Origin of the sequence: Psychroflexus sp. MES1-P1E, assembly GCF_002836055.1 — a bacterium.
Taxonomy (GTDB): Bacteria; Bacteroidota; Bacteroidia; order Flavobacteriales; family Flavobacteriaceae; genus Psychroflexus.
The window spans coordinates 1-24,784 of the sequence record NZ_PJBS01000084.1 but is presented as its reverse complement, the minus strand read 5'-3'; the positions used below and the strand labels follow the sequence as shown (position 1 = coordinate 24,784).

The window sequence follows — 24,784 nt, the reverse complement described above, 5'->3', positions numbered from 1 at the left end:
GTTATGCATGTGTTGGATGTTAAGGATGAAAAGATATATATTTCTTTCAATGTAGGAGAAAACCGATCAAGAACTTGGATTTTATCCAAAACTAAAATTGGAATAGAGCTTAAACATGATCATCGTAAAGAAGATGGAAGCTAAGATGAAGTCACCATGTATGGTGGAGTAACACCAAACAGTAGATATGATAATTTAGCTATGTTTCCGGCTGACCAAGAAACCGAAGATTTATTGCCGGGAACAGCCACCAACACCAAATTAAATTTTCTATAGGTTTTGATTTGAGGTCACCAAATGATGTTCCGAAACGGTCTTGGGGGTGGGGTAACTATGGAGTTAAATAATAAAGTATAGCTAGCTAAGCTAAAGGATTAATTCTTTTTGATCCTCCTCAACCTCATTTCGCTGTTCAGCAGTGTGAATAAAGTCTTTTGCTTTTTTGACTAAATAGTCTTGGAAGTAACGCTTTTGTTTATTTTGTGTATGAGTCATCACAATGATCACAAGATCATCTTTTGGGTGAAATTCTATGCCATTTCTAAATCCATCCCACAAACCATTGTGGAAAATAACCTCTTCACCACTCTTGTGTTCAAGTCTAAATCCCATTCCGTAACTTTTGTTTTTGCCATTTTCATTTCTACCAAACATCAAGTCAACACTATTTTCATTTACTATTTTACCATTTTTTAAATCTCGAAACCACACGAATAAATCTTTTGCAGAGGCATAAATTCCCTTGTCTCCCATGGCATTATTATGAAAACCTTCAGGAAGTTCAATAAAAGAGCGTCCATAGGATTGGTAACCGTCTAGAATAACAGTTTCATTTCTGTCGTGTTTGTCGACAAAGGTTTCATCCAAGCAGAGTGGTAATAAAAACTCTTCTTCAATAAATTTTCCAAGATTGAGTTGAGTTATTTGCTCAACGATAGCTCCTAAAACTACGTAACCTGTATTGCTATAACTAAAATATCGACCCGCAGGAAAATTGAGTCTTGGTGCGTTGGTGTTAATCAAATCTACAACCTCCAGATTGTTGGGGGCAATATCTTTTTCCCAATACTTTTCCGTTAGATACATGTAGTTCCAAAGTCCAGACCTATGCTTTAATAAATCTCGAATGGTCACTTTTTCAAATTTAAAACCTGGTAAATAAGTAGACACAGATTGATCGATGTCCAAACGTTTTTCTTGGTATAATTTTAGAATAGCCGCTGCTGTATATTGTTTACTTACCGATGCCAACTGGTAAGACATATTTGGCTCCATAGGAGTTTTTGTAATAGGATTCTTGTAGCCAAAATCTTCTTCATATAAAATTTGATCCTTGTAAGCGACAATAACAGATCCACTTATGCTGTTGCGTTTAGCTCTCTTCTGAATTTGATCCTCAAAAATGTGAAGTTCTGGAGAAAACAGGGAATTATAATTTACTAGTGGCACCTTAGGAATGGGATCAGTCACTTCTGAGTTATCTGAAGGCATGGTTTCAAAATTGCTAAAGGCAAAGTTTTGAAACATGGTATAAGTAATCATTCCTAGGATAGATCCTAAAACAAATAGTTTTGTGACAAGCTTAGAGTTGAACTTCATTAATTAATGTAATAACTTCATTTATAATGCAAAATATTATACATTATTGCTATAAATCATTTGACTTGCAATTTTAACCAATTAAAATATAATTTAGAACTAAAACCCAGGATTATAACGGGATTTTATAATTTCGTTCTTATTTCATTGCCAAGGATGAAAAAGTCAACTTAGTTTTGTCTTTAAACTATCTTATATGTCTACTCCGCTAGTATGGTTTCGGTATTCCAAACATCAGCAAGGGCTTTTAAAGAGTCAAATAGTATTTCAAAAGAAGAAATCACATAATAATCTTCTTGCATAATATCTGTTTTAAATTCTTTTTCAATAATAGCTTGAATAGAATAGTCTATAAAATTAGCTTTTTGTTCATGGATCTGATTAGTCTCACCAGAGGAAGATAAAATACCAGCGCCATAGGATTGGATACTCCCCTGCTCTTTTATGACCCCAAATTCTATTGTAAACCAGTAAAGGCGTTGTAATTGTATAAGTTTTTCAGTATCTCCTAGAAATTGACATCCCAATTTTCCAAACTCACACACAACTTCTGAAAATACAGGGTCACTTAATAAAGGCACATGACCAAAAACATCATGAAACATGTCTGGTTCTTCTAGGTAGTCTAAACTGTCTTTGGAACGTAACCAAGTGGAAGAGCAGAACTTTCGTTCGGCAAGCAATTTGAAAAACTCTTCTACAGGAATCAGCCCAGGGACTACTTGCAATTCCCACTGAGTTTCGGTTTTAAACCACGAATTAATCTTTTCAAGATCAGGGATTTCATCGGCATTTAAAACAGGAGACATATTCTTTAAAGCATCGATATAAGATTTGGAAGCTTTGCCTGATATATTTTCTTTTTGTCTAGTAAATAGGGTATTCCAAACCCATAAATCGTCTTTGGTGTATTTAGACATGTCTTGCATAGCAATTCGTTTTAAAATAAAAATCCCGATTCAATTGAATCGGGATTTAATTAAGGTGTAAATATAGTATACCATTAACCGATTCTAAAATTTAGAAGTGGTTGATAGTAATAGGATGTATTTGTATTATTCATAAACCCAAAACTAAATATAAAATGGATAGTGGCAAAATCAACAAGTGTTAAACTGCAGCTATAGAGTGATTTTAATTTTAGGCGCTATTCACGATCAATTCATCTGATTGTTTTAATTTTATGAAAAATCAGATCATGATGTCACGACCATACCGTTGGGGAATTTTAGGTTTAGGGCGAATTGCGCACAAATTCGCCTCAGATATAACGCAGATAGAAGGTGCTACTCTTTATGCTGTAGCTTCAAGATCACTGGAAAAAGGTAAGGTTTTTGCTGGTGACTTTAACGCTGAAAAAGCTTATGATTCTTACATCGATTTAGTTAAAGACCCAGAGGTTGATATTATATATGTTGCCACACCACATGTTTTCCATTTTGAACATGCCTTACTAGGACTTCAACATCATAAAGCCGTTTTGTGTGAAAAACCAATAGCTATGAATGTAGATCAATTGAGCCGCTTGATTTCTGAAGCAAAGCGCACTGATAGGTTCCTGATGGAAGGCCTCTGGACCAATTTTATGCCTCATCTTCAAAAAGTCTATGACCTTACTCAAAAGGAAACTTATGGGAAATGCTTAAAAATTGAAGCAGATTTCTCTTTTAAAGCTGAATTTAATACTGAAGCTCGCCTATTTAATAAAGCTCTAGGCGGCGGAGCTCTTCTGGATATAGGGATTTATCCCGTGTATTTGGCTTTAAAGCTTTTAGGATTGCCACAGGATATAAAGGCAACCGCTCAGTTTTCTAAAACAGGCGTAGATGTTTCCAATGCAATACACTTTCAGTATCCCGGTGGAGCTGTGGCACAGCTGTCTTCTAGTTTTGCTAAAACAACACCTTCCAAGGCTAAAGTTTATTTTGAAAAGGCTAGCGTAGAATTTGGATCTAGATTTCATAATACCGATCAACTCACTATCACTACTAAAGCTGGAGAAGAGCATCTAGACTTTCATTATTCACCACATGGTTTTCAATTTGAGATTGAACATGTTCATGATTGTCTAGATCGAGGTCTTACACAAAGTCCTGAAATGTCTCTTAAGTCTTCTCTGGAGTTACTTCAAACATTAGATACTATTAGGAAGCAAATAGGTCTTAGGTATAAGGAAGATTTGGATCATTAATGGTTAAGATTTTTAAGCCTCATTTGGTTTGGATTTCTTAAAGTTAATCCCCTATAGGTTTTTAGACTCTTCCTAAATTTTTATTTGGACAATAGGCGTCGATCTATAAGTAATACCAATTTAGTTTTGAAATGATGCATTAAAAATTTTAATTATACTAGGACGTAGCTCAGCACAGGTTTTTTATTTAGTTAAGGAAAAAAATATAAGCATAGCACTAGTTACGGTTCTATTTTATGAAGATTAATTGATGAAAAAGAAACTGATTTTATACAACATTTTATTGCTAAATTGGTAAAATACATTTTGAGATAATTACTAAAAAAGCAGTACCTTTTAAATGACGCTGGATTCCAGTATTTAAATAGATATAATTATATTTTAGCAGAGAATGGCATACATAAATTACTACGAGATACTTGGAATTGAAAAAAGCGCGACGGAAAGCGAAATCAAAAAAGCTTATCGCAAAATGGCTCGTAAATACCATCCTGATCTAAATCCCAGTGACAAGGAAGCTGAAACAAAGTTTAAGCAAACCAATGAAGCGAACGAAGTCTTGAGTCATCCAGAAAGCCGAAAGAAATATGACACGCATGGCAAGGATTGGAAGCATGCAGGAGACTTCAATAAAGCAAGGCAACAGCAGTATAGTGGTAATTATTCTGATTTTTTTGAGTCTATGTTTGGAGGTCGAGGACAAGGCAGTAGAGGAGGGTCTGGTGTTGGTTTTCGAGGTCAGGATTACAATGCAGAACTACAGCTTGATTTAAAAGAGGTTTACACTACCACTAAGCGAACACTCACTATAAATGGGAAAAACATTCGTCTAACCATTCCTGCAGGTGTCAAAAATGGACAGCAAATTAAAATAAAAGGACAAGGTGGGGAAGGCATAAATGGGGGGCCTAAGGGAGACTTATACATCAAGTTTTCTATAGAGAACTCCACAGAATTTAAAAGAAATCGCGACGACCTCTACAAAACCGTAGACCTTGATTTGTACTCCGCTATGCTTGGCGGTGAGGTTACAGTAGAGACTTTAGATAGTAAAGTGAAACTGAAAGTGAAGCCAGAAACTCAAAACGGTGCCAAAGTAAAACTCAAAGGAAAAGGATTTCCAGTCTATAAAAAAGAAGGTGAGTATGGAGATTTATATATCACCTATAATTTGAAACTGCCTACTCAACTTACGACTGAGGAAAAGGAATTGTTTAATGAGCTCCAAAACTTACGCTTATGATGAATCTAGAGAGTCTTATTCCCCTTCAACAGTTATGCGTGCACTACGATATCGAAATGTCGTTTTTGATCAATTTGAATGATTTTGATTTAATTGAAATAAGAACCATAGAGCACTCTCAGTATGTGCATAAGGATTATGTCGTTCATATTGAAAAAATGATTAGAATGCATCACGAACTCGATATCAATATGGAAGGGATTGATACTGTTTTTAATCTATTGAAAAAGATAGAAACTTTGCAAGAAGAACTTATAACTACCAAAAACAAGCTAAGGTTATATGAAGAATGAGTGTTTTAAAAGTCAGATTGTTTTTAGGGAAGACTAAAAATAAATAAGTCATAAAGCAATACACCAAATTAAACCTATAATCTCGCAATAAATCGTTTTTTTTTTCTACTTGCTTTTTAAAGATGAAATCCAAAAAAAACAGACGGACAGGAAATTCATATTTCTAAACCATATAATATTGAGGTGATATTGAATGATATGTTCCTCAATACTATTTATAACCTTTACTAATTTTACCCATTTTTTATTTGAGTTTTAAATTGCCAAAGAAGCTTGAATTGCTAAATTTGCAAGAAATAAGTAAAATTATAGCGCTAGACCAGATGTTATAGTTTTTGCAAAGCACAAGTATTATGTTGGAAGTTAAGCACATTCGAGCGAATCAAAAGGAGTACGTTCAAGCTCTTAAGAAAAGGAATTTTGAAGCGGATTCTGTTTTTGAAGCTATTTTAAATCTAGATGAGAGGAGACGCTCCACTCAAAAAAAATTAGACGAAATTCTCTTTGAATCCAACTCGCTTTCCAAAGAAATAGGTATGCTCTTTAAGTCAGGTGAGGCCGAGAAAGCGAATGCTGCAAAGGTGAAAACAGCTGGGCTTAAAGAAGATTCTAAGCGTCTTGGTGAAGAGATGGGAGACGTAGCAACAGAGCTTCAGGCTTTGCTATATCAAGTCCCTAATATTCCACATCCCTCTGTCCCTGCTGGAAAAAGCGAAGAGGACAATGAAGAGATTTTTTCTGAAGGAGAAATCCCCATCTTATCCAAATCAGCTTTACCTCACTGGGAACTTGCCAAGAAATATGATATTATTGATTTCGAATTAGGCAATAAGATTACAGGCGCAGGATTTCCTGTTTACAAAGGTAAAGGTGCGCGTTTACAAAGAGCTTTAATTTCTTACTTCTTGGATAAAAATACCGAAGCCGGCTATAATGAAGTCCAAGTTCCACTTCTTGTCAACGAAGCTTCTGGCTATGGAACGGGTCAACTTCCAGATAAAGAAGGGCAGATGTATCACGTTGGAAATGATGACTTGTACTTGATCCCCACATCTGAAGTTCCTCTTACCAACATTTACCGTGATGATTTGCTTAATTTTAAGGATTTACCTATTCAATTAACGGCTTATACGCCTTGTTTTAGAAGGGAAGCAGGAAGTTATGGGGCACACGTTCGCGGTCTTAATCGCTTACACCAGTTCGATAAAGTAGAATTGGTAAACCTTGTGAAGCCTGATGACTCTTATCAAGTCTTGGATGCTATGGTAGAGCACATTAAAACTATTTTAAGGGAATTAAAATTGCCCTATCGCATCTTGAGATTGTGTGGAGGTGATTTAGGATTTACGTCTGCATTAACTTTCGATTTTGAATTGTTTTCAACAGCTCAAGACCGTTGGTTGGAAATCTCCTCTGTATCTAATTTTGAGACCTTTCAGGCCAACCGTTTGAAGATTCGCTATAAAGATGTCGATAATAAAAAGGCTTTGATTCATACGCTTAACGGGAGTTCTTTGGCCTTGCCAAGAGTTTTGGCAGGAATTCTAGAGAATTATCAAACCGATGAGGGTATTGTTATTCCCGAGGTGTTAAGGCCTTATGCAGGCTTCGATAAGATTTCATAGGTTCAAATTACAAGTGTTATACCAAATTAAATTTATAATGTCGTATAAATAAATTGAATTATTTTTTGATTGATTGAAGTTAAAAATAATTAGCATAGCCTTAGTTACGGTAATTATTTTTGATAAAAAGCAGGCGAAAAAGAAATGATTTATTGCGACATTATAGGTTTAAATTGGTATTAGTCACTTCATATTAAAGAAATCTTTCTAAGATGTGATGACGCCCATAAATATTTCGGTAAATTTGAGAATGTTTTCGAAAACGCTCTATTTTTCAATGATGAATTGTTTTTTAAGTCTTCTGATGTGCTTTGTCTTTACCGTGGGTATTGCACAAAGTGAAGATTTAGCTAGAAATTATTTAGATCAAGGCGACTATGAAAAGGCCGCCTCCATCTTTGGTAATCTACATAAAAAGAATCCAGGGCAACAAAACTGGTTACTTGGTTACGTAGAGACTTTACAAGCCATGGGCAAAATCGAAGACGCTGAACGTGTCTTGAGAACCTATCTCACCGAAATTGGAGAATATCCCAATATTCAAATCGAGTTAGGGTATTTGTACCAAAAACAAAGCGATACGCTAAAAGCCCAAGAGTACTACCAAAGAGCCATAGCACAAGTACAAGCTAGACCAGGATTTTCATATTCTGTAGGCAATGTTTTTCAAAAATATGGGCTCTTGGATCTTGCGGTTCAAACTTACGAAACGGCCCAGCAGATAGAGCCTAGAAGTAATAATACCATTCAGTTGGCTCGTATTTATGGAGAGCAAAGTAAATACATGAAGATGTTTGAGAATTACATGGATCTCATAGCTAAAAACACAAGCTATTTCCAGATTTTAAATAGAAACTTTACTCAATATATCACAGAAGATGGAAACAACGCTGCCAATGTCGCTCTAAGAAGAGTCTTGTTGCAACGCAGTCAAAAAAATCCAGAGCTTATCTTCAATGAAATGCTGAGCTGGCTCTTTGTTCAGCAGGAGGATTACACAAAGGCCTTTGCGCAAGAAAAAGCTATTTATCAACGACAAGATCTTAAGTCTTTAAGTCGAATCATCGACTTAGCCTTAATTTCTAAAGACAAGAAAAAGCTAACTTCGGCTGAGGAAATGCTTTATTTTGCAGTGGAGAAGGCCTCAAGTCAGCGGGAATTACTTTCAGCAGAACGAGAACTTTTGCTAGTGAAGCAACTTATCATGACTTCACCAGATGAGTATGAAGCTATTGAAGAGGCTTACACTAGTTTTATTAAAAAGATTGGCAGAAACAGAGATAGCTTTTTAATTCAAAAAGACTTTGTTGAATTTTTTGCTTATCAAAAGCGAAATGTCGTAAAAGCTTTAACGCAAATTGAACTTATTGCGAGTCAAGATTTATATCAGCAACAAATTGCAGAATTGAAATTGCTACAGGCCGATTTGATGGTGCAAGATTCAAAATTCAACCAAGCTTTACTCTTGTATACCCAAGTGGAAAAGCTTATTCCAAATACAGATATCGCTAGAGAAGCAAGATTTAAAGTGGCCAAGACCAGTTATTATAGAGGAGATTTCGACTGGGCTTTGACGCAGCTTAAGGTTTTAAAATCATCGGCCTCTCAATTGACAGCAAATGATGCTATGGAGTTGGCTCTGCTGATCAAAGACAATAGCCAAGAAGACACGTTGCGAAAGGACTTGAAACTTGTTGCAAAAGCAGATTTGTTACTGTTTCAAAATCAACCCCTTCAGGCTTTAACTATTCTGGAAAGAGTTCTTGAAGACCATCAATCGCCTTCCATTGTGGATGAAGTCTTATTCAGGATTGCAAAACTACATCTAGCCAACCAAGACGTGGAAAAAGCACTTCCTTATCTACAACGTATTGTAGACAAGCATAGCGATGAGATCTTGGCAGACAATGCCAATTTTCTTCTTGGAACGCTCTATATGGATGAGCTAAAAAATCCAGATCAAGCAAAACCTTATTTCGAAACCCTAATTTTTAATTATCCCGATAGCTTATATTTTGTGGACGCTAGAAAGCGTTTCAGAATGCTAAGAGGAGATCAAATACAATAAAAATGTTTATTTACAACGTGACGACCAATATAGAAGAAGATGTCCATGACCAATGGGTGGAGTGGATGAAAGAAGAGCATATTCCTGCTATGATAAAAACGGGAAAGTTTATAAGCGCTACCATGAGTAGAGTGGATGTGATAGAATCTATGGGAGGTATCACGTATTCTACGCAATATAAAGTTCAGAGTAAAGCCATTTTGGAGCGTTATTTTGAAGAAGATGCAGATGAACTTAGGGCACAAACCAAACTTTTTGATGGTAAATTTGTAAGTTTTAGAACGGAAATGGAAATTGTACACGAAGAATTATGAGTGAAAAAGAAAGAACCTCAATAGACGACGAAGTGTTTAAGACAAATTTTGAACAAGGCGTTAGGGAAGTGAAAGCCAAAAAGCATTTGGGGCAGCATTTTCTTATTGATGAAGATATCTCCAAGCGTATTGCGGAGACCTTGCAAAAAGACAATTACAGCAGTGTCCTTGAAATTGGACCCGGTATGGGTGTATTAACCAAATATCTATTGGGAAAATACAGTCAGTTTGTGGCTATGGATCTCGACCGTGAGTCGATTGCCTTTTTAAACTCTTCATTTAAAAAGGAACACCACATCGAAGGGGATTCAAAAGCACTTACGGTGATAGAAGCTGATTTTTTAAAAGTGGATCTTTCAGATTATTTCAGAGATACTCAATTTGCGATTATCGGTAATTTCCCTTATAACATTTCTACACAGATCGTCTTTAAGACTTTGGAATATAAAGAGCAAATTCCAGAATTTTCAGGGATGTTTCAAAAGGAAGTCGCCCAGCGAATTTGTGCTTCAGAAGGGAGTAAAACCTACGGAATTTTATCGGTTTTGGTTCAGGCTTTCTATAAAGCTGAGTATTTGTTTACAGTTCCCCCAGAGGCATTTGATCCCCCCCCCAAAATCCATAGTGGGGTATTGAGGTTGCAGCGCAAGGAAAATTATGAGTTGCCTTGTGAGGAGAAAAAATTACGGGATGTGGTAAAAACAGCATTTCAACAGAGAAGGAAAACCTTGCGTAACAGCTTAAAAAAGTTCAACCTTTCACCAGAATTGAGAGAAGATCCTATCTTTACAAAACGCCCAGAGCAGTTAAGTGTTGAGCAATTTATCGATTTGACTTTAAAAATAAGCCAAGATGTCATTTGAATTCACCAAAGAATTTATTGAGAAAATAGAAGTTCTTGTTGAGGAACAAAAAGATCAAGAGCTTCAAACGCATTTGGAAGAATTTCACCATGCCGATATTGCCGAGATTCTCGATGAATTGACCATGGATGAGGCCACTTATATTATAAAGTTACTAGGTAGCGATCAAACGTCTGAAGTCTTGATGGAGATGGATGAGGATGACCGAGAGAAAATCTTGAGAAACCTCAATGCCAAGGAAATTGCCAACGAGATTGAGGAAATGGATACCGATGATGCAGCAGATATTATATCTGAACTTTCCGAGGATATCAAGACTCAAGTTATTTCCAACATCAAGGATAAGAAGCACGCAGAAAACATTGTAGAGCTACTTAAATTTGATGAAAATTCTGCCGGGGGGCTTATGGCTAAAGAGCTTATTCGGGTAAATGAAAATTGGAGCGTTACCGGTTGCATGACCGAAATGCGGAACCAGGCCGAAAATGTGAAGCGCGTTCACTCGATCTATGTGGTGGATAACAAAGGAAGATTGAAAGGCAGGTTGTCTTTAAAAGATTTGATCACCGCTTCTAGTGAAGCAGAAATTGGAGATGTCTACATCCGTAATGTGGATTATGTAGATGTTCACACGTCTGGGGAGGAAGTGGCAAGAGTAATGCAAAAATACGATTTGGAAGCCATTCCCGTAGTGGATGAATTCGGAAGATTGGTCGGAAGAATTACTGTAGATGATATTCTAGATTTCATTAAAGAAGAAGCCGATAAAGATTACCAAATGGCAGCAGGTATTTCTGAAGACGTCGAGGCAGATAGTAGCGTTTGGGAACTTACACGGGCCAGATTGCCTTGGCTTATTTTGGGACTTTTTGGAGGCTTGGGAGCTGTTTATGTGATGCAAGGCTTCGATTCTGCTTTGGAAAAATATGAAATCCTATTCTTCTTCACACCTCTTATTGCGGCTATGGCTGGAAATGTTGGGGTACAATCCTCGGCGATTATTGTACAAGGTCTTGCCAATGATTCTGTAAAAGATAGCTTGGTGAAGCGACTGATTAAAGAAGTGGCGTTAAGTATTATTAACGGCTGCGCTTTGGGAATCTTAGTTTTGGTTTTTGGAGCAGCCACCTCTATGGAGTTTTTAGTAAGCCTTACCATTGCGATTTCTATTTTATCGGTGATTATCATGGCGGCTTTAATAGGGACGTTCGTACCTATTATTTTGAATAAACGCGGGATTGATCCAGCTATTGCTACAGGTCCTTTTATCACAACGAGTAATGATATCATTGGGATTTTGGCTTATTTCTATATCGCCAAATTAATACTGAACTTTTAGAATGACGCCTATTCCATTTCAGCAAGAATTAACGGTCGCTTCTCAACATTTGGATGAGTGGAACCATGTCAATAACTTGGAATATATCAAATGGGTTTTGGACATTTCTGAAGCGCATTGGACTGCCAAAACACCGGTGGAAACTCGAGAAAAACACGCTTGGTTTGTTCTGAACCATCATGTACACTACAAGCGGCAGGCTTTTTTAGGCGAAGAGCTTATCTTAACCACCTGGATAGAAACTTATTCGAAAGTGAAGTCGGAACGTCGGGTACTTATCACCCGTAAAACCGATGGAAAAACTGTGGTAGAGGCTAAAACCAGTTGGTGTTTTATCGATAGAGTTACCAAAAAACCAAGTCTTATCACTACAGCTATTATAAGGCCTTATATTGAATTTGAGTCTTTTTAGCTTGATGCTTAAGCGATATTCAGTTTAAAACTTTAGTACTATGAAAATATTACATCTGGACAGTAATCATCCTTTAATGATCAAGGAATTAACCACATTGGGTTTCGAAAACATTGAAGATTTTACAAGTACAAAAGCTGAGGTGGAAGCTAAAATCCACCACTATGATGGTGTCATCATCCGGAGTCGTTTCAAAATTGACAAGTTGTTTTTGGATCATGCTACTCATCTTAAATTTATAGGTCGGGTAGGCGCTGGTTTAGAAAATATAGACATTGATTATGCCCAAGAAAAAGGAATACAACTTTATAACGCACCAGAAGGAAACCGCAATGCCGTTTCTGAACACGCACTTGGCATGCTGCTTTCTTTGTTTAATAAATTACGAACAGCACACGACGAAGTGGTAAACGGTCAGTGGAGACGTGAGGAAAATAGAGGGCATGAGTTGGAAGGTAAAACGGTAGGTATTATTGGTTACGGTCATACAGGAAAAGCTTTTGCTAAGAAATTGAGCGGATTTGAGGTTGAAGTCTTGTGTTGTGATATTTTAGAAAACCTTGGCGATGCCAATGCCAAGCAAGTTAGCTTGAAGGAATTAAAAGCCAAAGCAGAGGTCATCAGTTTACACACTCCTCAAACGTCCAAAACCTTAGGCATGATCGATGCAAAGTTTATAGAGTCCATGTCAAAACCCTTTTGGTTTATCAATACGGCAAGGGGTAAAAGTGTGGTGACAGAAGATTTGGTGAATGGACTTAAGTCAGAGAAAATCCTAGGAGCAGGTTTAGATGTCTTGGAATATGAAAAAACGTCTTTTGAAGATTTATTCTCACAAGAGAAAGACATTCCTACGGCATTTCGATACCTCATAGACGCACCAAATGTAGTTTTGAGTCCACATGTTGCTGGCTGGACTTTTGAAAGCCACATTAAACTCGCTCAAACTATAGTCGATAAAATCCACTCGGATTTTAAAGTAGATTAAGTATCTTTAGTGAGAAGTTGAGTTGTTCAACTATAAAAAGGATAAGTGATTTCACTAAATAGAAATCTTCACATAGGCCTCATACTTCTTGTTATAGAGTCATCTATTGCTTCCGGAATAGCATTAGACTGGGAATCCATTTTTGAGGGTAGCAACACACTAAAAGATTTACAAGGCTTTTTAAATTCTGCTTTCGTTCTATCGGTTCTGATTCTTGGGTATTTCTACAAACCCGTATTACCTAATTAAATTTATAATGACGTATAAATAAATTGAATTATACAACGACGTAGCTCAGCACAGGTTCTCTAATTTATTGAAATTAAAAGTAATTAGCATAGCCTCAGCTACGGTAAATATTTTTGATAAAAAGCAAGCGAAAAAAGCCTGTGCCGAATTCGTTTTGGTAAAACCATTTATTGCGGCATTATAGGTTTAAACTGATATTGTAGGGTAGCAGTATATTAAAATCTTTACAGAGCTCTTTAACCACTGTTTTCGTTATTTCGGTGTTGATTCTTAGATATTTCTATAAACCTGTAAAGGTTTGACCAAAATATACAGAAACAAAAAACTCCCTGCTTTATTTAAAACAGGGAGTTTATCAATTTTAATAAAGATAATTTTACACCTTCTGCGAGGTCGTCACAATCTCAGAACAATTGATTTCTGTGATGTAGCGTTTTTCACCATTTTTGGTTTCGTAGGAGCGGGGAGCGAGTTTCCCTTTTATTAAAACCTCTTGTCCTTTTTTGACATAAGTTTCAATAAAGCTAGCGGTTTTGCCCCAGGCAATGATATTATGCCAATAGGTGTTGGTGACTTTTTCGCCGCTAGTGTCGTGATAATACTCGTTGGTAGCGATAGAGAATTTAACGAGTTTCTTCCCAGAGTCAAGGTTGACAACTTCTGGATCTTGGCCTAAGTGGCCCATTAACTGTACTGAATTTTTTAAAGTACTCATAACTATAAAATTAAATGGGTTTTTAAATGGGCTTAGTCTTTCTAAACCATATCGATGGTGTTTCCTATCGACAGGGCAAAGATGAGAGCACGAGTTCCTTTTAATTGACGGTTATCCAGTTACTTCCTTTTACTTGCGTTTACAAACGATTGTAGCCGTTTATAGACGCTTTAAGACTTTAAAAATTTGTTAGTATGTTGATTTTTAAGAGGGTATTTATCAATGGAAAACCAATAAAAGTGGCTTAGAGAATAAGAAAAATAGCTCATATATATAAACATTAAAAATTTTACATATTCACATTCCAGCAATAACTAGGCTTCCAAGAGATATAATTGGAAATTACGGTTTAACCGTAACAAGTGTACGGTCAAACCGTAATACAAATGTTTTTATGTCACTTATATTTGTAGAAAATAAAAAGAACAAATAAATAATTAATTATAAAATTTAGAGTTATGAAAAAAATTATCGGAATCTTCACAATGGTATGTTTATTTTTCTTTGCAGGATGTTCACCAGAAGCGTTTAGCGATGATCAATACGAAGGAGAAACTCCAGAAGAAATTTTTGGAACTGGAGGAGAAAATAGAGCTTATAGAGCTACAAATACTCCGCCTGATGATAGTGATCTTTAAAATTTAATTTATTTAATTTAGACAAGATTTTAGAACGAACTTAATGAAGCGTTGGATATACTATTTTGTCGGAATTATTTTTATTTTTAGTTGCCAAGATCAAAAAAAAGATAAACTCAAAGTTAATCCTGATCTAAGGGACTCTATTTTGACACATCTTAAGAAATTTGACACTAACATCAATAAAGAAGAAAATTTAAATAAATCTTTTCAATTCGTACAACGAATCAAAAATGATAGTCTCCAAATTAAATACCTTAAAACAATTGATTATAGAGCTTTAAACTCAAATTCAAGATATTACCTTAAAATTAATGAACTTGGTAGAAAAATATCTAGAAAATATACAGATACTATTTCATTGGCTAATTTCTATTGGAATCTTGGTGATAATTATTTAAACCAAAATAAAACTGATTCTGCTTATTACGCATATAATGAAGCTCAATTTCTCTACAATCAAAAAAATGATTTAGGAAATTATGCTCAAATGCTTTATAATTTAGCGTTAATTCAAAGCCAAGCTAAAGATTTTACAGGTACTGAAGTCAACTTAATCAAGGTTACTGAAATTTCTCAAGAAATCCAAAATTTTGATTTGTTGTATAAATCTTATAATTTGTTAGGTATAACCAATTATAATCTCAGAAATTTTGAGGTTGCCTTAACATATCTAAACAATGCCTTACAGGCTTTAGGTAAAGTAGAAGTCCCAGATTTATATAGAGCAGCAACTTTTAATAATATTGGTAATGTTCATGAAGACCAAAAAAACTTTGAGATTGCTATAAAAAACTACCGAAAGACCTTATCCACCAAAAACCTGTACCAAAGAGATCCTTATCTTTACGCAATGGCTTTAGACAATCTGGCCTTTAATAGATTAGAAACTGGAGAAACTCAGAATGTGCTTCCCGATATGCAAAGGGCTTTAGATATAAGGCAAAATATTAAACACCTCGCTGGTATTTCTATTAGTCAGATTCACATCGCTGAATACTATCAATTTATAGGAAACACCACAAAAGCTGTGGAATTTGCCTTTTCGGCAAATTCCACAGCACAAAGCAATAACAACAATAGAGACCTCTTAGCCTCTTGGCAACTCTTAGCAGACTTGCAACCCAGTAACAGTTACTCCTATACCACTTCCTATATCAATCTTAGCGATAGTCTTCAAATTGAAGAGAGAAAAGTGCGTAATAAATTTGAACGTATCCGTTTTGAAACTGAAGAGGTCCAGCAACGTGCAAAAATGCTCGAAGAAGAACGCACCATCATTTTCCTTATTACCTCTCTCATCATTATCTTAGGAAGTTCAGTCTTTATATTTTACGTTCAGCGATCCAAAAACAGAGCTTTAGAACTGGAACGTGATCAAAAAGTGGCGGATGAAAAAATATACGAACTTCTTCTTCTTCAAAGTGCAAGGAAAGACGAAGGCAAGCGAGAGGAACGGGATCGTATTGCTAGAGAATTACACGACAACATTCTCACTGAACTCTATGCTAACCGGATGAATCTGATGTTCTACAAATATAAAACGGGGATAAAAGGTGATGAAAAATTCGGCCAACTCACCGATAATTTGATGGATGTTGAACGCCAAATCAGGAGCTTATCTCACGAATTATCCAACACCTATTTTGATGAGCATAAAGAATTTGGAGATCTTATTCAAGATCTCATTCAAAAGCAACAGCTAGAGAGAAGTCACCAACTTACAATAGACGATTCTGTGAACTGGTCCTTAATAGCTTCTGTAGTAAAAATGCATACTTACCGAATCCTCCAAGAGGCCATCATGAATATTCAAAAACACGCCAAAGCCAGCTTTGTATTTATCAAATTCAGCTTAAATGAATCTGCAAAGGAAATTGAACTCATCATTAAAGATGACGGCAAAGGCTTCAATAACCAAAAAAAACCGGGCATTGGATTAAAGAATATAAAGTCTAGAGTCTATGAAGTCCACGGTAAAATAAGTATTGATTCTAAGGTTGGTAATGGAACTAAAATTAGTATTTTTATTCCTCTCAAATAAAACCTATGCCTAAGTATAATGTCCTTCTTGTTGACGATCATCCAATGATAATTGCAGGTTTTGAACAAGCCTTGGAAATCATAAAGGAACATAATGATGAACTAGAATTCTCTAAAGATTCAGCCTTAAATTGTACGGATGCCGCCGAGAAAATTTTAAACGAAGATAAAAAGTATGATCTTATTTGTCTAGATCTTTCCCTGCCTGCAAGCGAGGATGGTAAGTATAACTCTGGAGAGGACTTGGCTAAACTCGCCAAGAAAAGTCAGCCTCAAGCCAAACTTTTAATATGTACCATGTTGGAAAACAACTACAAGGTATTAAATGTTTTGCGACGTATAGATCCCAACGGATTTCTTGTAAAGTCAGATACCAACCCAGATATCCTAATTGCTGCTATAGAAAGTTTACTTAGAGGGCATACTTATCACAGTACTACCGTACAAAAAATGATGAAAAAAACCATTGAGTTTGCTCATAATATCGATGAAGAAGACTTGAGGATTCTTTATTTAATTTCTAAGGGTATTCTTACCAAAAATATTCCTGATCACATGGACCTTTCCTTAAGCACAATTGAAAAGCGAAAGAAGCAAATGAAATTTTTCTTTGATATTCCAAATACCAACGATAAAATATTGGTAGAAAAGGCAAAAGAAAAAGGATTCTTATAGTAAGAATCCTTTTTTAGTTCAGCTTGTTTATTCACTTAATAAGTTTGAAATCTCATCTAGTTTTGGCGTCAATACCACTTCAATTCGGCGGTTTTTAGCTTTTCCCTCTTCCGTTGTGTTAGGGGCTAGTGGTTCAAACTCACCCTTTCCCGCTGCAGTCAGATTTTGAGGATTGATTTTTCCATTTTTTAACAGCAGTTTTAAGACTTCGGTAGCCCGCTTGGTCGACAGGTCCCAATTATCTGTTATTGGTCCATTTCCTCCGTAAGGTATATTATCGGTATGGCCTTCTATTAAGACAGCTATATCAGGATTATCTGCGAGGACTTTGCCAAGTTCCTCTACGGCTTTTTGACCTTCGCCCCCTACGGTCCAGCTTCCTGAAGCGAACAGGAGTTTGTTTTCCATAGACACATATACTTTGCCATCTCGCAGCTCGACGCTCAAGCCTTGTCCTTCAAAATTGGTTAATGCTCGCGATAAATTTTCTTTTAAAGTTATCATCTTTTGCTCTTTATCTGCAATGAGAGATTGTAATTCTCCAATCTGGTTGGATCTCGCTTGCAAATCCTTTTGAAGTTGTTCTAGGCGGGTTTGTTCTTTGGCGAGAGCACTTTCTTTTAGCTCCAACTGTTCTATAAGTTCTCTGTTTTGTTTAGAATTAGCGGCAAGGGCTTGTGAGCTGTTTTGTTCTAAAGCATCGTAAGACTCGTTTAGCTTTTCTAAGGTACTTTTAGTGGTTTGCAAGTCTTTAGAAAGGTCGTCGCATTGAGATTTTAAAACCTCAATACTATCTTTGGAATAGGAGAGTTCATCTTCCAAGGCTGTTTTTTCAGAATTGCAATCGTCTAGCTTTCGGTTAAGCTGAGTATGGACTCTTTGTAAGCTGCCAAATTCATCCTCTAGCTCTAAGAATCTTTTTTGGCTAACGCAACCCACAAGATTTAAAATTGTAAATCCGATTAAAACAAATTTAACTGTTTTCATAGTGTAACTATTTCAATTGAAAACGAGAGTTTAATTGGTTTATTTCAATTCGAGTAAGACAGGGCAGTGGTCGCTATGCTTAGCCTCTGGTAAAATGACAGACCTCAACAACCTGTCTTCTATTTCTTGAGCAACCAAGAGATAATCTAGCCTCCAGCCTTTGTTATTTTGCCGGGCATTTGCTCTATAACTCCACCATGAATAGTGTACAACATCTTCGTTTAATTTTCGGAAGGAATCTACAAAGCCAGAGTCCTTTAAAAATTTAGATAACCATTCACGCTCTGCTGGTAAAAAACCAGAGACCGTTTTCAATCTTACGGGGTCATGAATATCTATGGCCTCATGGCAAATATTGTAGTCTCCACAAATGACTAGGGGAGGGATTTCTTTTTTTAAATTTTCGATATAAACTTTAAAATCATCCATGTAGGTAAACTTATAGTTCAGCCTAGCATCGTTTGTGCCTGAAGGAAGATAGAGACTCATTATGGAGACGTCTTCAAAATCGACCCTTAGGTTTCGCCCTTCTCTATCCATATAGTCTATTCCCGTTCCATATTCGACATGCTTGGGTTCAGATTTACAAAGTATACCAACGCTGCTATAGCCCTTTTTTTCTGCGGAATACCAGTAACAATAGTTGTATCCAATGTTTTCAAAAATACTGTTATCTATCTGTTCTGGTTGTGCTTTGGTTTCTTGAAAACACACCACATCTGCATCTGCGGCTTTTAACCAATCTATCAATCCTTTTTTGAGAGCGGCTCTAATGCCGTTTACGTTGTATGAAATAATTTTCATGTCTTCATTTTTATTCAAAAATACATAAACCTCATCAACTTAGTTTCGGGGTTTTAAAATTTTAATTCTTCATTGAGCGTTTAAGCTGTTTACTGCTTGGAGTCTTCCTATGGCCTGCCTCTAAAAGTTAAATTTTTTTAGAACACATATTTTATGAATTCGCAGAGATGTCTTTGATTATCTAAAAGTTATTATAAATTTAAGATAATTCAGATAACTGAAAATGAGATGTTTAAACTTTTAATTGTTAATAATTTGAAGATTATTTTGCAATTGTTTTTACAATATGAATATGTGCTTTATATTTGTGTCAGGATGAAGTTTTTTCATAATAGATTGGTTAGTTAAGAAAAGCCTTGAGCACTCGCTCAAGGCTTTTCTGTTCTAAGTCACAAAAAAAAAGCTTCCCTTTAGAGAGCATTTTTTTTTGAGTTAAAGTTTATTTAGTTGAATTTTATCAAATAAGTATTCTTTTTTCCTTTATTGATTAAAACATATTTACCGTTGATTAAATCTTTTTCTGTAAGCGTATAATCCAACCCTACTTTAGACTTATTTACGGATATAGAATTTTCTTTTAAGGCTCTTCTTGCTTCACCATTTGAGCTTAAAAACTCAGTTTCTGCAGAAAGTGCAGCAATCATATCAAAGTTATCATTTAAGATATCTTTGCTTAATTCTTTAAGCGGGACCCCTTCGAAGACATCCAGAAATGTAGCTTCATCGAGCTTTGCTAAGTCTTCTTCAGTGCTTTTCCCAAATAGAACTTGAGAAGCCTCTTTTGCTTTATCTAAATCTTTTTCAGAGTGTACTGCAGCTGTGATTTCATCTGCTAGCCTACTTTGCAGTTGCCTTAAATGTGGCTGTTCTTTATGGGTGTTCACCAAGTCTGAAATCTCCTTTTGAGAAAGGAAGGTGAAAATCTTTATAAATATTTCTGCATCCTCATCACTGGTATTGATCCAATACTGGTAAAATTTATATGGCGATGTTTTTTTAGGATCTAACCAAATATTCCCTGTTGCTGTTTTACCAAATTTGGTACCATCAGCTTTTGTAATCAATGGGCAGGTTAGTGCAAAGCCTTTTCCTTGGTCGATGCGGCGAATCAATTCTGTGCCTGTTGTAATATTACCCCATTGATCGCTTCCCCCCATTTGTAAAGTACATTTTTGTGTTCTATAGAGGTGCAAAAAATCGTAACCTTGAACAAGCTGGTAAGTAAATTCTGTAAAACTCATACCTTCTTTAGACTCTGAAGACAAACGTTTTTTTACAGATTCTTTGGACATCATATAATTTACAGTAATATGCTTACCAACATCTCTAATAAAATCTAAGAAAGAAAAATCCTTCATCCAATCATAGTTATTTACTAGGATAGCAGAATTATCTTCTTTAGCATCAAACTCTAAGAATTTGGATAATTGTGCTTTTAAAGCGTTTTGGTTATGCCTTAATGTAGCTTCATCTAAAAAATTTCGTTCTTGAGACTTTCCCGAAGGATCTCCTATCATACCAGTAGCGCCGCCAACCAAAGCTACAGGCTTGTGTCCTGCAAGTTGAAAATGCCTCAGCATCATTACGCTTACCAAATGGCCAATATGAAGGGAATCTGCAGTTGGATCTATTCCTACATAAGCCGCTCTAGTTGATTCATTTAGGTGGTTCTGAGTCCCCGGCATAACATCGTGGATCATCCCTCTCCAAGTTACTTCTTCTATAAAATCGTTTTTCATGATCTGTATTGATTTATGGCAAAGATATTATAATGAAAAAGGTTTCAACTTTCGAAATTTGTATATTTACCAAATGAATTTACTTTCTGGAGCTACAGGTCTTGTTGGAGCACATCTTTTAGCTCAGCTTATTTTGAATAAAGAACAAACAAGGGCTTTATATAGAACCAAAACGAAGCAAGATCAGGCCATTTCTATTATTTTGAAATACGGCATTACTCCGCGAGAAGTAAATCAATTTGTCGAGTGGTTTCAAGGTGATATTTTAAATATACCTAGGCTTGAAGAGGCTTTCTTAGATGTAACTCATGTTTATCATTGCGCTGGATTGATAAGTAATAGTCCCTCTGAGTATAAAATGATGCGAAAAATAAATATTGAAGGCACCTCTAATATGGTAAATTTGGCCATAGATTTTTCCATTTTGAAGTTTTGTCACGTGAGTTCTATCGCAACTTTAGGAAAAACTTTGGGCCAAGAATTTGTCACAGAAGAGACTGTTTTAACTGAAGACTTAAAACAATCTTCTTACGAAATATCCAAATATGGTGCAGAGATGGAAGTTTGGAGAGGGTCTCAAGAAGGTCTTGACGTTGTGATTGTGAATCCTGGAATTATATTGGGAGATGGATTTTATGAGTCAGGGAGTGGACTGCTGCTTTTCAAGATTAAAAATGGACTTAAGTTTTATCCCCAAAAAATCACTGGTTTTGTGAGTGTGTATGATGTGAGTAAAGTGATGCATCAACTTATGAAAAGCCCTATAATTAATGAACGTTTTATAGTGGTCTCCGAAAATTTAAAATTTAAAAAGGTCATCGATGAATTTTCTAGATTATATCAAGTCTCACCTCCAAAGTTGGCTCTAAAACCATGGATGTTATACTTGGCTTGGTGCTTTGAAATTCTAAGGTCTTTTTTGACTTCATATAAACGGCAATTGACCTTAGATGCCATCCCGAATTTATTTGAATACTCCTTCTATTCTTCTGATAAAATAAAATCTGAGTTAGACTTTAAATTTGAAGCGTTTACGGTTTATGCTTCGAAGATTTTACAAAGATCCTAATCAGGTTTTACTTTGCACTTTAAGTATTTTTTTTGGAGACAAGGTGTCTAATTTGGCAATAGAATCTTTTTTTATTCTCTTTAATTTTTTCAAACTATCAATTTCCTTTGCGCGATTAATATAGAGTTTATCTAATCTTTCAAGGCTGTCTTTTACAGCTTCATAAATTTCAAGATTCTCATCAAAGTGGATGTTGTAATACTCAATATTTAATTTGATCTGGGTACTATCCAATTGATATTTAGTAGAGATAAACTCCAGCATATCCAAACTCATATCTTTAAATTTCTTTTCATTAACCCCATAAGAGGCGTCTAGGAGGACCATATCATAAATGAGGCCTTTCATTTCAGATTTGTTCAAAAGTTTATCTGGTTTTTCGACATCTTTAATCTTTTGACAACTCAGTGATGAAACAATACAAATGAATAATAAATATAGAGTGTATTTCATTTATCTATCAAATTTTAGGCGTTGACCGAACTTGCCCTCATTAAATTTGAAATTCTCATAGACCAAGTGGCCATTTACAAAGGTATGGGTTACCCTAGACTTGAAGGTTGACCCTTCAAAAGGGGACCACCCGCATTTATAAAATATATTGCTAGAGTTAACTGTCCAAGGTGCTTTTAAGTCTAAAAGGACTAAATCCGCTTTATAACCCTCTTTTATAAAACCGCGTTGGTCTATATCAAATAAGATGGCTGGATTGTGGCACATTTTCTCTACAATTTTTTCCAAGCTTAATTTGCCTTGATGGTAAAACTCTAGCATGGCTGGTAAAGCGTGTTGTAAAAGTGGGCCTCCACTTGGTGCTTTAGTATAGGTGTTGTTTTTTTCTTCCTTGGTATGTGGAGCATGGTCTGATGCAACTACATCTATCAAGTTGTTGTTTAGTCCTTTTAGGAGTTTTTCTTTGTCTTTTGCTGTTTTTACAGCTGGATTCCATTTGATGTAGGTTCCTTTTTTCTCATAATCTGTATCGTCAAACCAGAGGTGATGAATGCAAACTTCAGCAGTAATCTTTTTCTTTTTAAGCGGCAGCTTACTGGAAAATAATTTTAATTCTTTGGCCGTTGATAGGTGAAAGACATGTAATCTAGCGCCTGTTTTTTTGGCTAAAGCAACAGCTTTAGACGACGATAAATAGCAAGCTTCTTCGCTTCGAATGGCTGGATGATATTTTATAGGGATGTCTTCGCCGTAGGTCTTAAGATAAGCATCCAAATTTCTTCTTACAGTGTCTTCATCTTCACAATGGGTAGCAATGATGAGGGGTGAATGTTTAAAGATTTGTTCAAGGACCTTTTCGTTATCTACCAACATATTACCAGTTGAAGAGCCTAAAAACAACTTTAAGGCCGCCGTAGTTTTAGGGTTTATTTTTTTGATCTCCTCCAAGTTATCGTTTGTACCACCAAACATAAAGGAGTAGTTAGCGTAAGAATTTTTTTTAGCGATACTAAATTTTTCTTCTAACTTCTTTATGGTAGTGGTTTGTGGATTGGTATTGGGCATTTCAAAATAGGAGGTGATGCCACCAGAAATAGCAGCTTTAGATCCTGTGAGTATCGTCTCTTTATGGGTTAATCCAGGTTCTCTAAAGTGAACTTGATCGTCTATAACGCCTGGGATAAGATGTTTTCCACCAGCATCAATAATTTTGATGTCACTCGATTTTGCACTTATCGATGAAGAAATCTCTACTATCCAATCGTCTTTGATATGAACGTCGCCTTCAAAGATTTTACCCTCATTGACGATCTTAGAATTTTTGATTAGATATTCTCTCATAACTCAATTTTTACCTAGAAGGCTTTTCAATTTCAGGCTCATTACACCAAAGACAGCTTCTTTGATGATGCCTGTGCTCATTTTCGACTTTCCTTTTGTCCTGTCTGTAAATATAACTGGAATTTCCTTTATTTTAAACCCTTTTTTAAAGGCTTTAAATTTCATTTCAATTTGAAACGCATAACCTACAAACTTTATTTTATTAAGATCCATATCCTCCAGCACTTTCCGATGATAACAAATAAATCCAGCAGTAGTATCTTCTATAGGTAATCCCGTAATAATTTTTACGTATTTTGAAGCTAACCAAGACAATAAGACCCTTTTCATAGGCCAATTTATCACATTAACCCCAGTTATATATCTCGATCCAATACTCATATCAAAACCATCTTTAAGACAAGTATTATAAAGCCTTATTAGATCATTTGGATTATGAGAAAAGTCGGCATCCATTTCAAAAATATAATCATAAGATCTTTCGAGAGCCCAATGGAACCCGTGTAAATAGGCTTTCCCTAAGCCGCTCTTAGATTTTCTTATTTCTAAATGTAACCTACCCTTAAACTCTTCTTGTAATTTTTGAACTAAAGCCCAAGTTTTGTCAAGGGAAGAATCATCTACAACGAGGATGTCAAAATTGACAGGTTGAGAGAAAATATTTCTGACGACCTTTTCAATATTTTCAATTTCATTATATGTAGGAATGATGACTAATTTGTGAGACATCAAGTCGTATTAAATGTTGACTGACAAATATATATTTTACAAGCTAAATCTCATCTATAAAACTTCATTTTAATTTACATTTGTCTCAAATATTAAACTTGTTTTTGACCTTAAGACTATCACAAGATCATCATTGGACTGTTGGAATTATCCTGCTTATCTTGATATTTATGTTGATTATAAAGTGGAACAAGACCAACTACTTTTTTTCTTATGTAAACTCTTTTTATAACATGTCTTTTTTTAACAAAAAATTCTCTGAAAAAAGACGCATAGAGCTCTCCGAGGTTTTTATTTTTTTATCAAGTCTCTTAGGATTATCTTTTTTCCTTTATGTAATATCCGAAAGCAGTGACTTTAATATCATCCCATATCTTCAAATCTTTTTATTGCTATTGATTTTTTTA

At 35.6% G+C, this 24,784-nt stretch carries 24 protein-coding genes; 15 read left to right on the top strand and 9 right to left on the bottom strand.

Annotated features, from left to right (window positions below; translation table 11 throughout):
* Positions 1-366: 366 nt before the first annotated feature.
* Both CXF67_RS01255 and CXF67_RS01250 read right to left on the bottom strand, forming a co-directional pair.
* On the bottom strand, positions 367-1,599 hold the full coding sequence (locus CXF67_RS01255) for a serine hydrolase domain-containing protein (protein WP_102087094.1): 1,233 nt from the start codon (positions 1,597-1,599) through the stop codon (positions 367-369).
* 200 nt (positions 1,600-1,799) lie between these two features.
* Positions 1,800-2,528, bottom strand: coding sequence for a phenylalanine-4-hydroxylase (locus CXF67_RS01250; protein ID WP_102087093.1), 729 nt, complete (start codon positions 2,526-2,528; stop codon positions 1,800-1,802).
* 254 nt (positions 2,529-2,782) lie between these two features.
* Between CXF67_RS01250 and CXF67_RS01245 the strand changes: the two genes are divergently transcribed.
* The 11 genes from CXF67_RS01245 to CXF67_RS01195 all read left to right on the top strand — a co-directional run bounded on the left by CXF67_RS01245 (position 2,783) and on the right by CXF67_RS01195 (position 13,184).
* Positions 2,783-3,790, top strand: a complete 1,008-nt coding sequence (locus tag CXF67_RS01245) for a Gfo/Idh/MocA family protein (protein WP_102087092.1) — start codon at positions 2,783-2,785, stop codon at positions 3,788-3,790.
* A 391-nt stretch (positions 3,791-4,181) separates the two neighbouring features.
* Positions 4,182-5,033: a J domain-containing protein gene (locus tag CXF67_RS01240; RefSeq protein WP_102087091.1), complete on the top strand. Its 852-nt coding sequence runs from the start codon at positions 4,182-4,184 to the stop codon at positions 5,031-5,033.
* On the top strand, positions 5,030-5,326 hold the full coding sequence (locus CXF67_RS01235) for a chaperone modulator CbpM (protein ID WP_102087090.1): 297 nt from the start codon (positions 5,030-5,032) through the stop codon (positions 5,324-5,326). Before CXF67_RS01240 ends, CXF67_RS01235 begins: the two co-directional genes overlap by 4 nt.
* A gap of 353 nt (positions 5,327-5,679) precedes the next feature.
* On the top strand, positions 5,680-6,951 hold the full coding sequence (gene serS, locus CXF67_RS01230) for a serine--tRNA ligase (protein ID WP_102087089.1): 1,272 nt from the start codon (positions 5,680-5,682) through the stop codon (positions 6,949-6,951).
* A 277-nt stretch (positions 6,952-7,228) separates the two neighbouring features.
* Positions 7,229-9,019, top strand: coding sequence for a tetratricopeptide repeat protein (locus CXF67_RS01225; RefSeq protein WP_257984536.1), 1,791 nt, complete (start codon positions 7,229-7,231; stop codon positions 9,017-9,019).
* A gap of 2 nt (positions 9,020-9,021) precedes the next feature.
* Positions 9,022-9,333, top strand: a complete 312-nt coding sequence (locus tag CXF67_RS01220; protein ID WP_102087087.1) for a DUF4286 family protein — start codon at positions 9,022-9,024, stop codon at positions 9,331-9,333.
* Positions 9,330-10,196, top strand: a complete 867-nt coding sequence (gene rsmA / locus CXF67_RS01215; RefSeq protein WP_102087086.1) for a 16S rRNA (adenine(1518)-N(6)/adenine(1519)-N(6))-dimethyltransferase RsmA — start codon at positions 9,330-9,332, stop codon at positions 10,194-10,196. The genes CXF67_RS01220 and rsmA overlap by 4 nt, the downstream gene beginning before the upstream one ends.
* On the top strand, positions 10,186-11,535 hold the full coding sequence (mgtE, locus tag CXF67_RS01210; protein WP_102087085.1) for a magnesium transporter: 1,350 nt from the start codon (positions 10,186-10,188) through the stop codon (positions 11,533-11,535). The genes rsmA and mgtE overlap by 11 nt, the downstream gene beginning before the upstream one ends.
* 1 nt (position 11,536) lies before the next feature.
* Positions 11,537-11,947, top strand: coding sequence for an acyl-CoA thioesterase (locus CXF67_RS01205; protein ID WP_102087084.1), 411 nt, complete (start codon positions 11,537-11,539; stop codon positions 11,945-11,947).
* A 40-nt stretch (positions 11,948-11,987) separates the two neighbouring features.
* Positions 11,988-12,935 (top strand): 2-hydroxyacid dehydrogenase, encoded by a 948-nt coding sequence (locus CXF67_RS01200; protein ID WP_102087083.1) that lies wholly within the window; start codon positions 11,988-11,990, stop codon positions 12,933-12,935.
* A gap of 45 nt (positions 12,936-12,980) precedes the next feature.
* Complete coding sequence (locus CXF67_RS01195; RefSeq protein WP_257984535.1) at positions 12,981-13,184, top strand: hypothetical protein; 204 nt, start codon at positions 12,981-12,983, stop codon at positions 13,182-13,184.
* A 376-nt stretch (positions 13,185-13,560) separates the two neighbouring features.
* Here CXF67_RS01195 and CXF67_RS01190 read toward each other — a convergent pair whose 3' ends face one another.
* Complete coding sequence (locus CXF67_RS01190; protein ID WP_102087082.1) at positions 13,561-13,899, bottom strand: single-stranded DNA-binding protein; 339 nt, start codon at positions 13,897-13,899, stop codon at positions 13,561-13,563.
* A 458-nt stretch (positions 13,900-14,357) separates the two neighbouring features.
* Between CXF67_RS01190 and CXF67_RS01185 the strand changes: the two genes are divergently transcribed.
* From CXF67_RS01185 to CXF67_RS01175, 3 genes are read left to right on the top strand one after another with little or no spacing between them, the layout of a single operon-like run.
* A complete protein-coding gene (locus CXF67_RS01185; RefSeq protein ID WP_102087081.1) occupies positions 14,358-14,537 on the top strand; it encodes a hypothetical protein in 180 nt (59 codons plus the stop codon).
* 43 nt (positions 14,538-14,580) lie between these two features.
* Entirely contained in the window at positions 14,581-16,581 is a 2,001-nt protein-coding gene (locus CXF67_RS01180; protein WP_102087080.1) for a tetratricopeptide repeat-containing sensor histidine kinase, read from the top strand.
* Positions 16,582-16,586: 5 nt separating this feature from the next.
* Complete coding sequence (locus CXF67_RS01175; protein ID WP_102087079.1) at positions 16,587-17,255, top strand: response regulator; 669 nt, start codon at positions 16,587-16,589, stop codon at positions 17,253-17,255.
* 27 nt (positions 17,256-17,282) lie between these two features.
* Here the strand turns inward: CXF67_RS01175 and CXF67_RS01170 are convergent, their stop codons facing one another.
* The 3 genes from CXF67_RS01170 to tyrS all read right to left on the bottom strand — a co-directional run bounded on the left by CXF67_RS01170 (position 17,283) and on the right by tyrS (position 20,785).
* A complete protein-coding gene (locus tag CXF67_RS01170) occupies positions 17,283-18,242 on the bottom strand; it encodes an OmpA/MotB family protein (protein WP_102087078.1) in 960 nt (319 codons plus the stop codon).
* A gap of 39 nt (positions 18,243-18,281) precedes the next feature.
* A complete protein-coding gene (locus CXF67_RS01165) occupies positions 18,282-19,046 on the bottom strand; it encodes an exodeoxyribonuclease III (RefSeq protein WP_102087077.1) in 765 nt (254 codons plus the stop codon).
* Between the two features lie 443 nt (positions 19,047-19,489).
* Complete coding sequence (gene tyrS / locus CXF67_RS01160; protein WP_102087076.1) at positions 19,490-20,785, bottom strand: tyrosine--tRNA ligase; 1,296 nt, start codon at positions 20,783-20,785, stop codon at positions 19,490-19,492.
* On the opposite strand from tyrS, the gene CXF67_RS01155 reads away from it, so the two are divergent.
* On the top strand, positions 20,784-21,854 hold the full coding sequence (locus CXF67_RS01155) for an SDR family oxidoreductase (protein WP_102087075.1): 1,071 nt from the start codon (positions 20,784-20,786) through the stop codon (positions 21,852-21,854). The two genes, tyrS and CXF67_RS01155, sit on opposite strands and share 2 nt — an antisense overlap.
* Here the strand turns inward: CXF67_RS01155 and CXF67_RS01150 are convergent, their stop codons facing one another.
* Genes CXF67_RS01150 through CXF67_RS01140 form a run of 3 tightly spaced genes read right to left on the bottom strand, consistent with a single transcriptional unit; the run spans position 21,855 to position 24,377 of the window.
* On the bottom strand, positions 21,855-22,307 hold the full coding sequence (locus tag CXF67_RS01150; RefSeq protein ID WP_102087074.1) for a DUF4296 domain-containing protein: 453 nt from the start codon (positions 22,305-22,307) through the stop codon (positions 21,855-21,857).
* A complete protein-coding gene (locus CXF67_RS01145; protein ID WP_102087073.1) occupies positions 22,308-23,648 on the bottom strand; it encodes a dihydroorotase in 1,341 nt (446 codons plus the stop codon).
* A gap of 3 nt (positions 23,649-23,651) precedes the next feature.
* Complete coding sequence (locus tag CXF67_RS01140) at positions 23,652-24,377, bottom strand: polyprenol monophosphomannose synthase (RefSeq protein WP_102087072.1); 726 nt, start codon at positions 24,375-24,377, stop codon at positions 23,652-23,654.
* Between the last annotated feature and the right edge of the window lie 407 nt (positions 24,378-24,784).

Excerpts from the sequence above, each read along its gene's own strand:
- CXF67_RS01255 (WP_102087094.1), bottom strand. The coding sequence starts at position 1,599 with ATGAAGTTCAACTCTAAGCTTGTCACAAAACTATTTGTTTTAGGATCT.
- CXF67_RS01250 (WP_102087093.1), bottom strand. The coding sequence starts at position 2,528 with ATGCAAGACATGTCTAAATACACCAAAGACGATTTATGGGTTTGGAAT.
- CXF67_RS01245 (WP_102087092.1), top strand. The coding sequence starts at position 2,783 with ATGAAAAATCAGATCATGATGTCACGACCATACCGTTGGGGAATTTTA.
- CXF67_RS01240 (WP_102087091.1), top strand. The coding sequence starts at position 4,182 with ATGGCATACATAAATTACTACGAGATACTTGGAATTGAAAAAAGCGCG.
- CXF67_RS01235 (WP_102087090.1), top strand. The coding sequence starts at position 5,030 with ATGATGAATCTAGAGAGTCTTATTCCCCTTCAACAGTTATGCGTGCAC.
- serS (WP_102087089.1), top strand. The coding sequence starts at position 5,680 with ATGTTGGAAGTTAAGCACATTCGAGCGAATCAAAAGGAGTACGTTCAA.
- CXF67_RS01225 (WP_257984536.1), top strand. The coding sequence starts at position 7,229 with ATGATGAATTGTTTTTTAAGTCTTCTGATGTGCTTTGTCTTTACCGTG.
- CXF67_RS01220 (WP_102087087.1), top strand. The coding sequence starts at position 9,022 with ATGTTTATTTACAACGTGACGACCAATATAGAAGAAGATGTCCATGAC.
- rsmA (WP_102087086.1), top strand. The coding sequence starts at position 9,330 with ATGAGTGAAAAAGAAAGAACCTCAATAGACGACGAAGTGTTTAAGACA.
- mgtE (WP_102087085.1), top strand. The coding sequence starts at position 10,186 with ATGTCATTTGAATTCACCAAAGAATTTATTGAGAAAATAGAAGTTCTT.
- CXF67_RS01205 (WP_102087084.1), top strand. The coding sequence starts at position 11,537 with ATGACGCCTATTCCATTTCAGCAAGAATTAACGGTCGCTTCTCAACAT.
- CXF67_RS01200 (WP_102087083.1), top strand. The coding sequence starts at position 11,988 with ATGAAAATATTACATCTGGACAGTAATCATCCTTTAATGATCAAGGAA.
- CXF67_RS01190 (WP_102087082.1), bottom strand. The coding sequence starts at position 13,899 with ATGAGTACTTTAAAAAATTCAGTACAGTTAATGGGCCACTTAGGCCAA.
- CXF67_RS01185 (WP_102087081.1), top strand. The coding sequence starts at position 14,358 with ATGAAAAAAATTATCGGAATCTTCACAATGGTATGTTTATTTTTCTTT.
- CXF67_RS01180 (WP_102087080.1), top strand. The coding sequence starts at position 14,581 with ATGAAGCGTTGGATATACTATTTTGTCGGAATTATTTTTATTTTTAGT.
- CXF67_RS01175 (WP_102087079.1), top strand. The coding sequence starts at position 16,587 with ATGCCTAAGTATAATGTCCTTCTTGTTGACGATCATCCAATGATAATT.
- CXF67_RS01170 (WP_102087078.1), bottom strand. The coding sequence starts at position 18,242 with ATGAAAACAGTTAAATTTGTTTTAATCGGATTTACAATTTTAAATCTT.
- CXF67_RS01165 (WP_102087077.1), bottom strand. The coding sequence starts at position 19,046 with ATGAAAATTATTTCATACAACGTAAACGGCATTAGAGCCGCTCTCAAA.
- CXF67_RS01155 (WP_102087075.1), top strand. The coding sequence starts at position 20,784 with ATGATCTGTATTGATTTATGGCAAAGATATTATAATGAAAAAGGTTTC.
- tyrS (WP_102087076.1), bottom strand. The coding sequence starts at position 20,785 with ATGAAAAACGATTTTATAGAAGAAGTAACTTGGAGAGGGATGATCCAC.
- CXF67_RS01150 (WP_102087074.1), bottom strand. The coding sequence starts at position 22,307 with ATGAAATACACTCTATATTTATTATTCATTTGTATTGTTTCATCACTG.
- CXF67_RS01145 (WP_102087073.1), bottom strand. The coding sequence starts at position 23,648 with ATGAGAGAATATCTAATCAAAAATTCTAAGATCGTCAATGAGGGTAAA.
- CXF67_RS01140 (WP_102087072.1), bottom strand. The coding sequence starts at position 24,377 with ATGTCTCACAAATTAGTCATCATTCCTACATATAATGAAATTGAAAAT.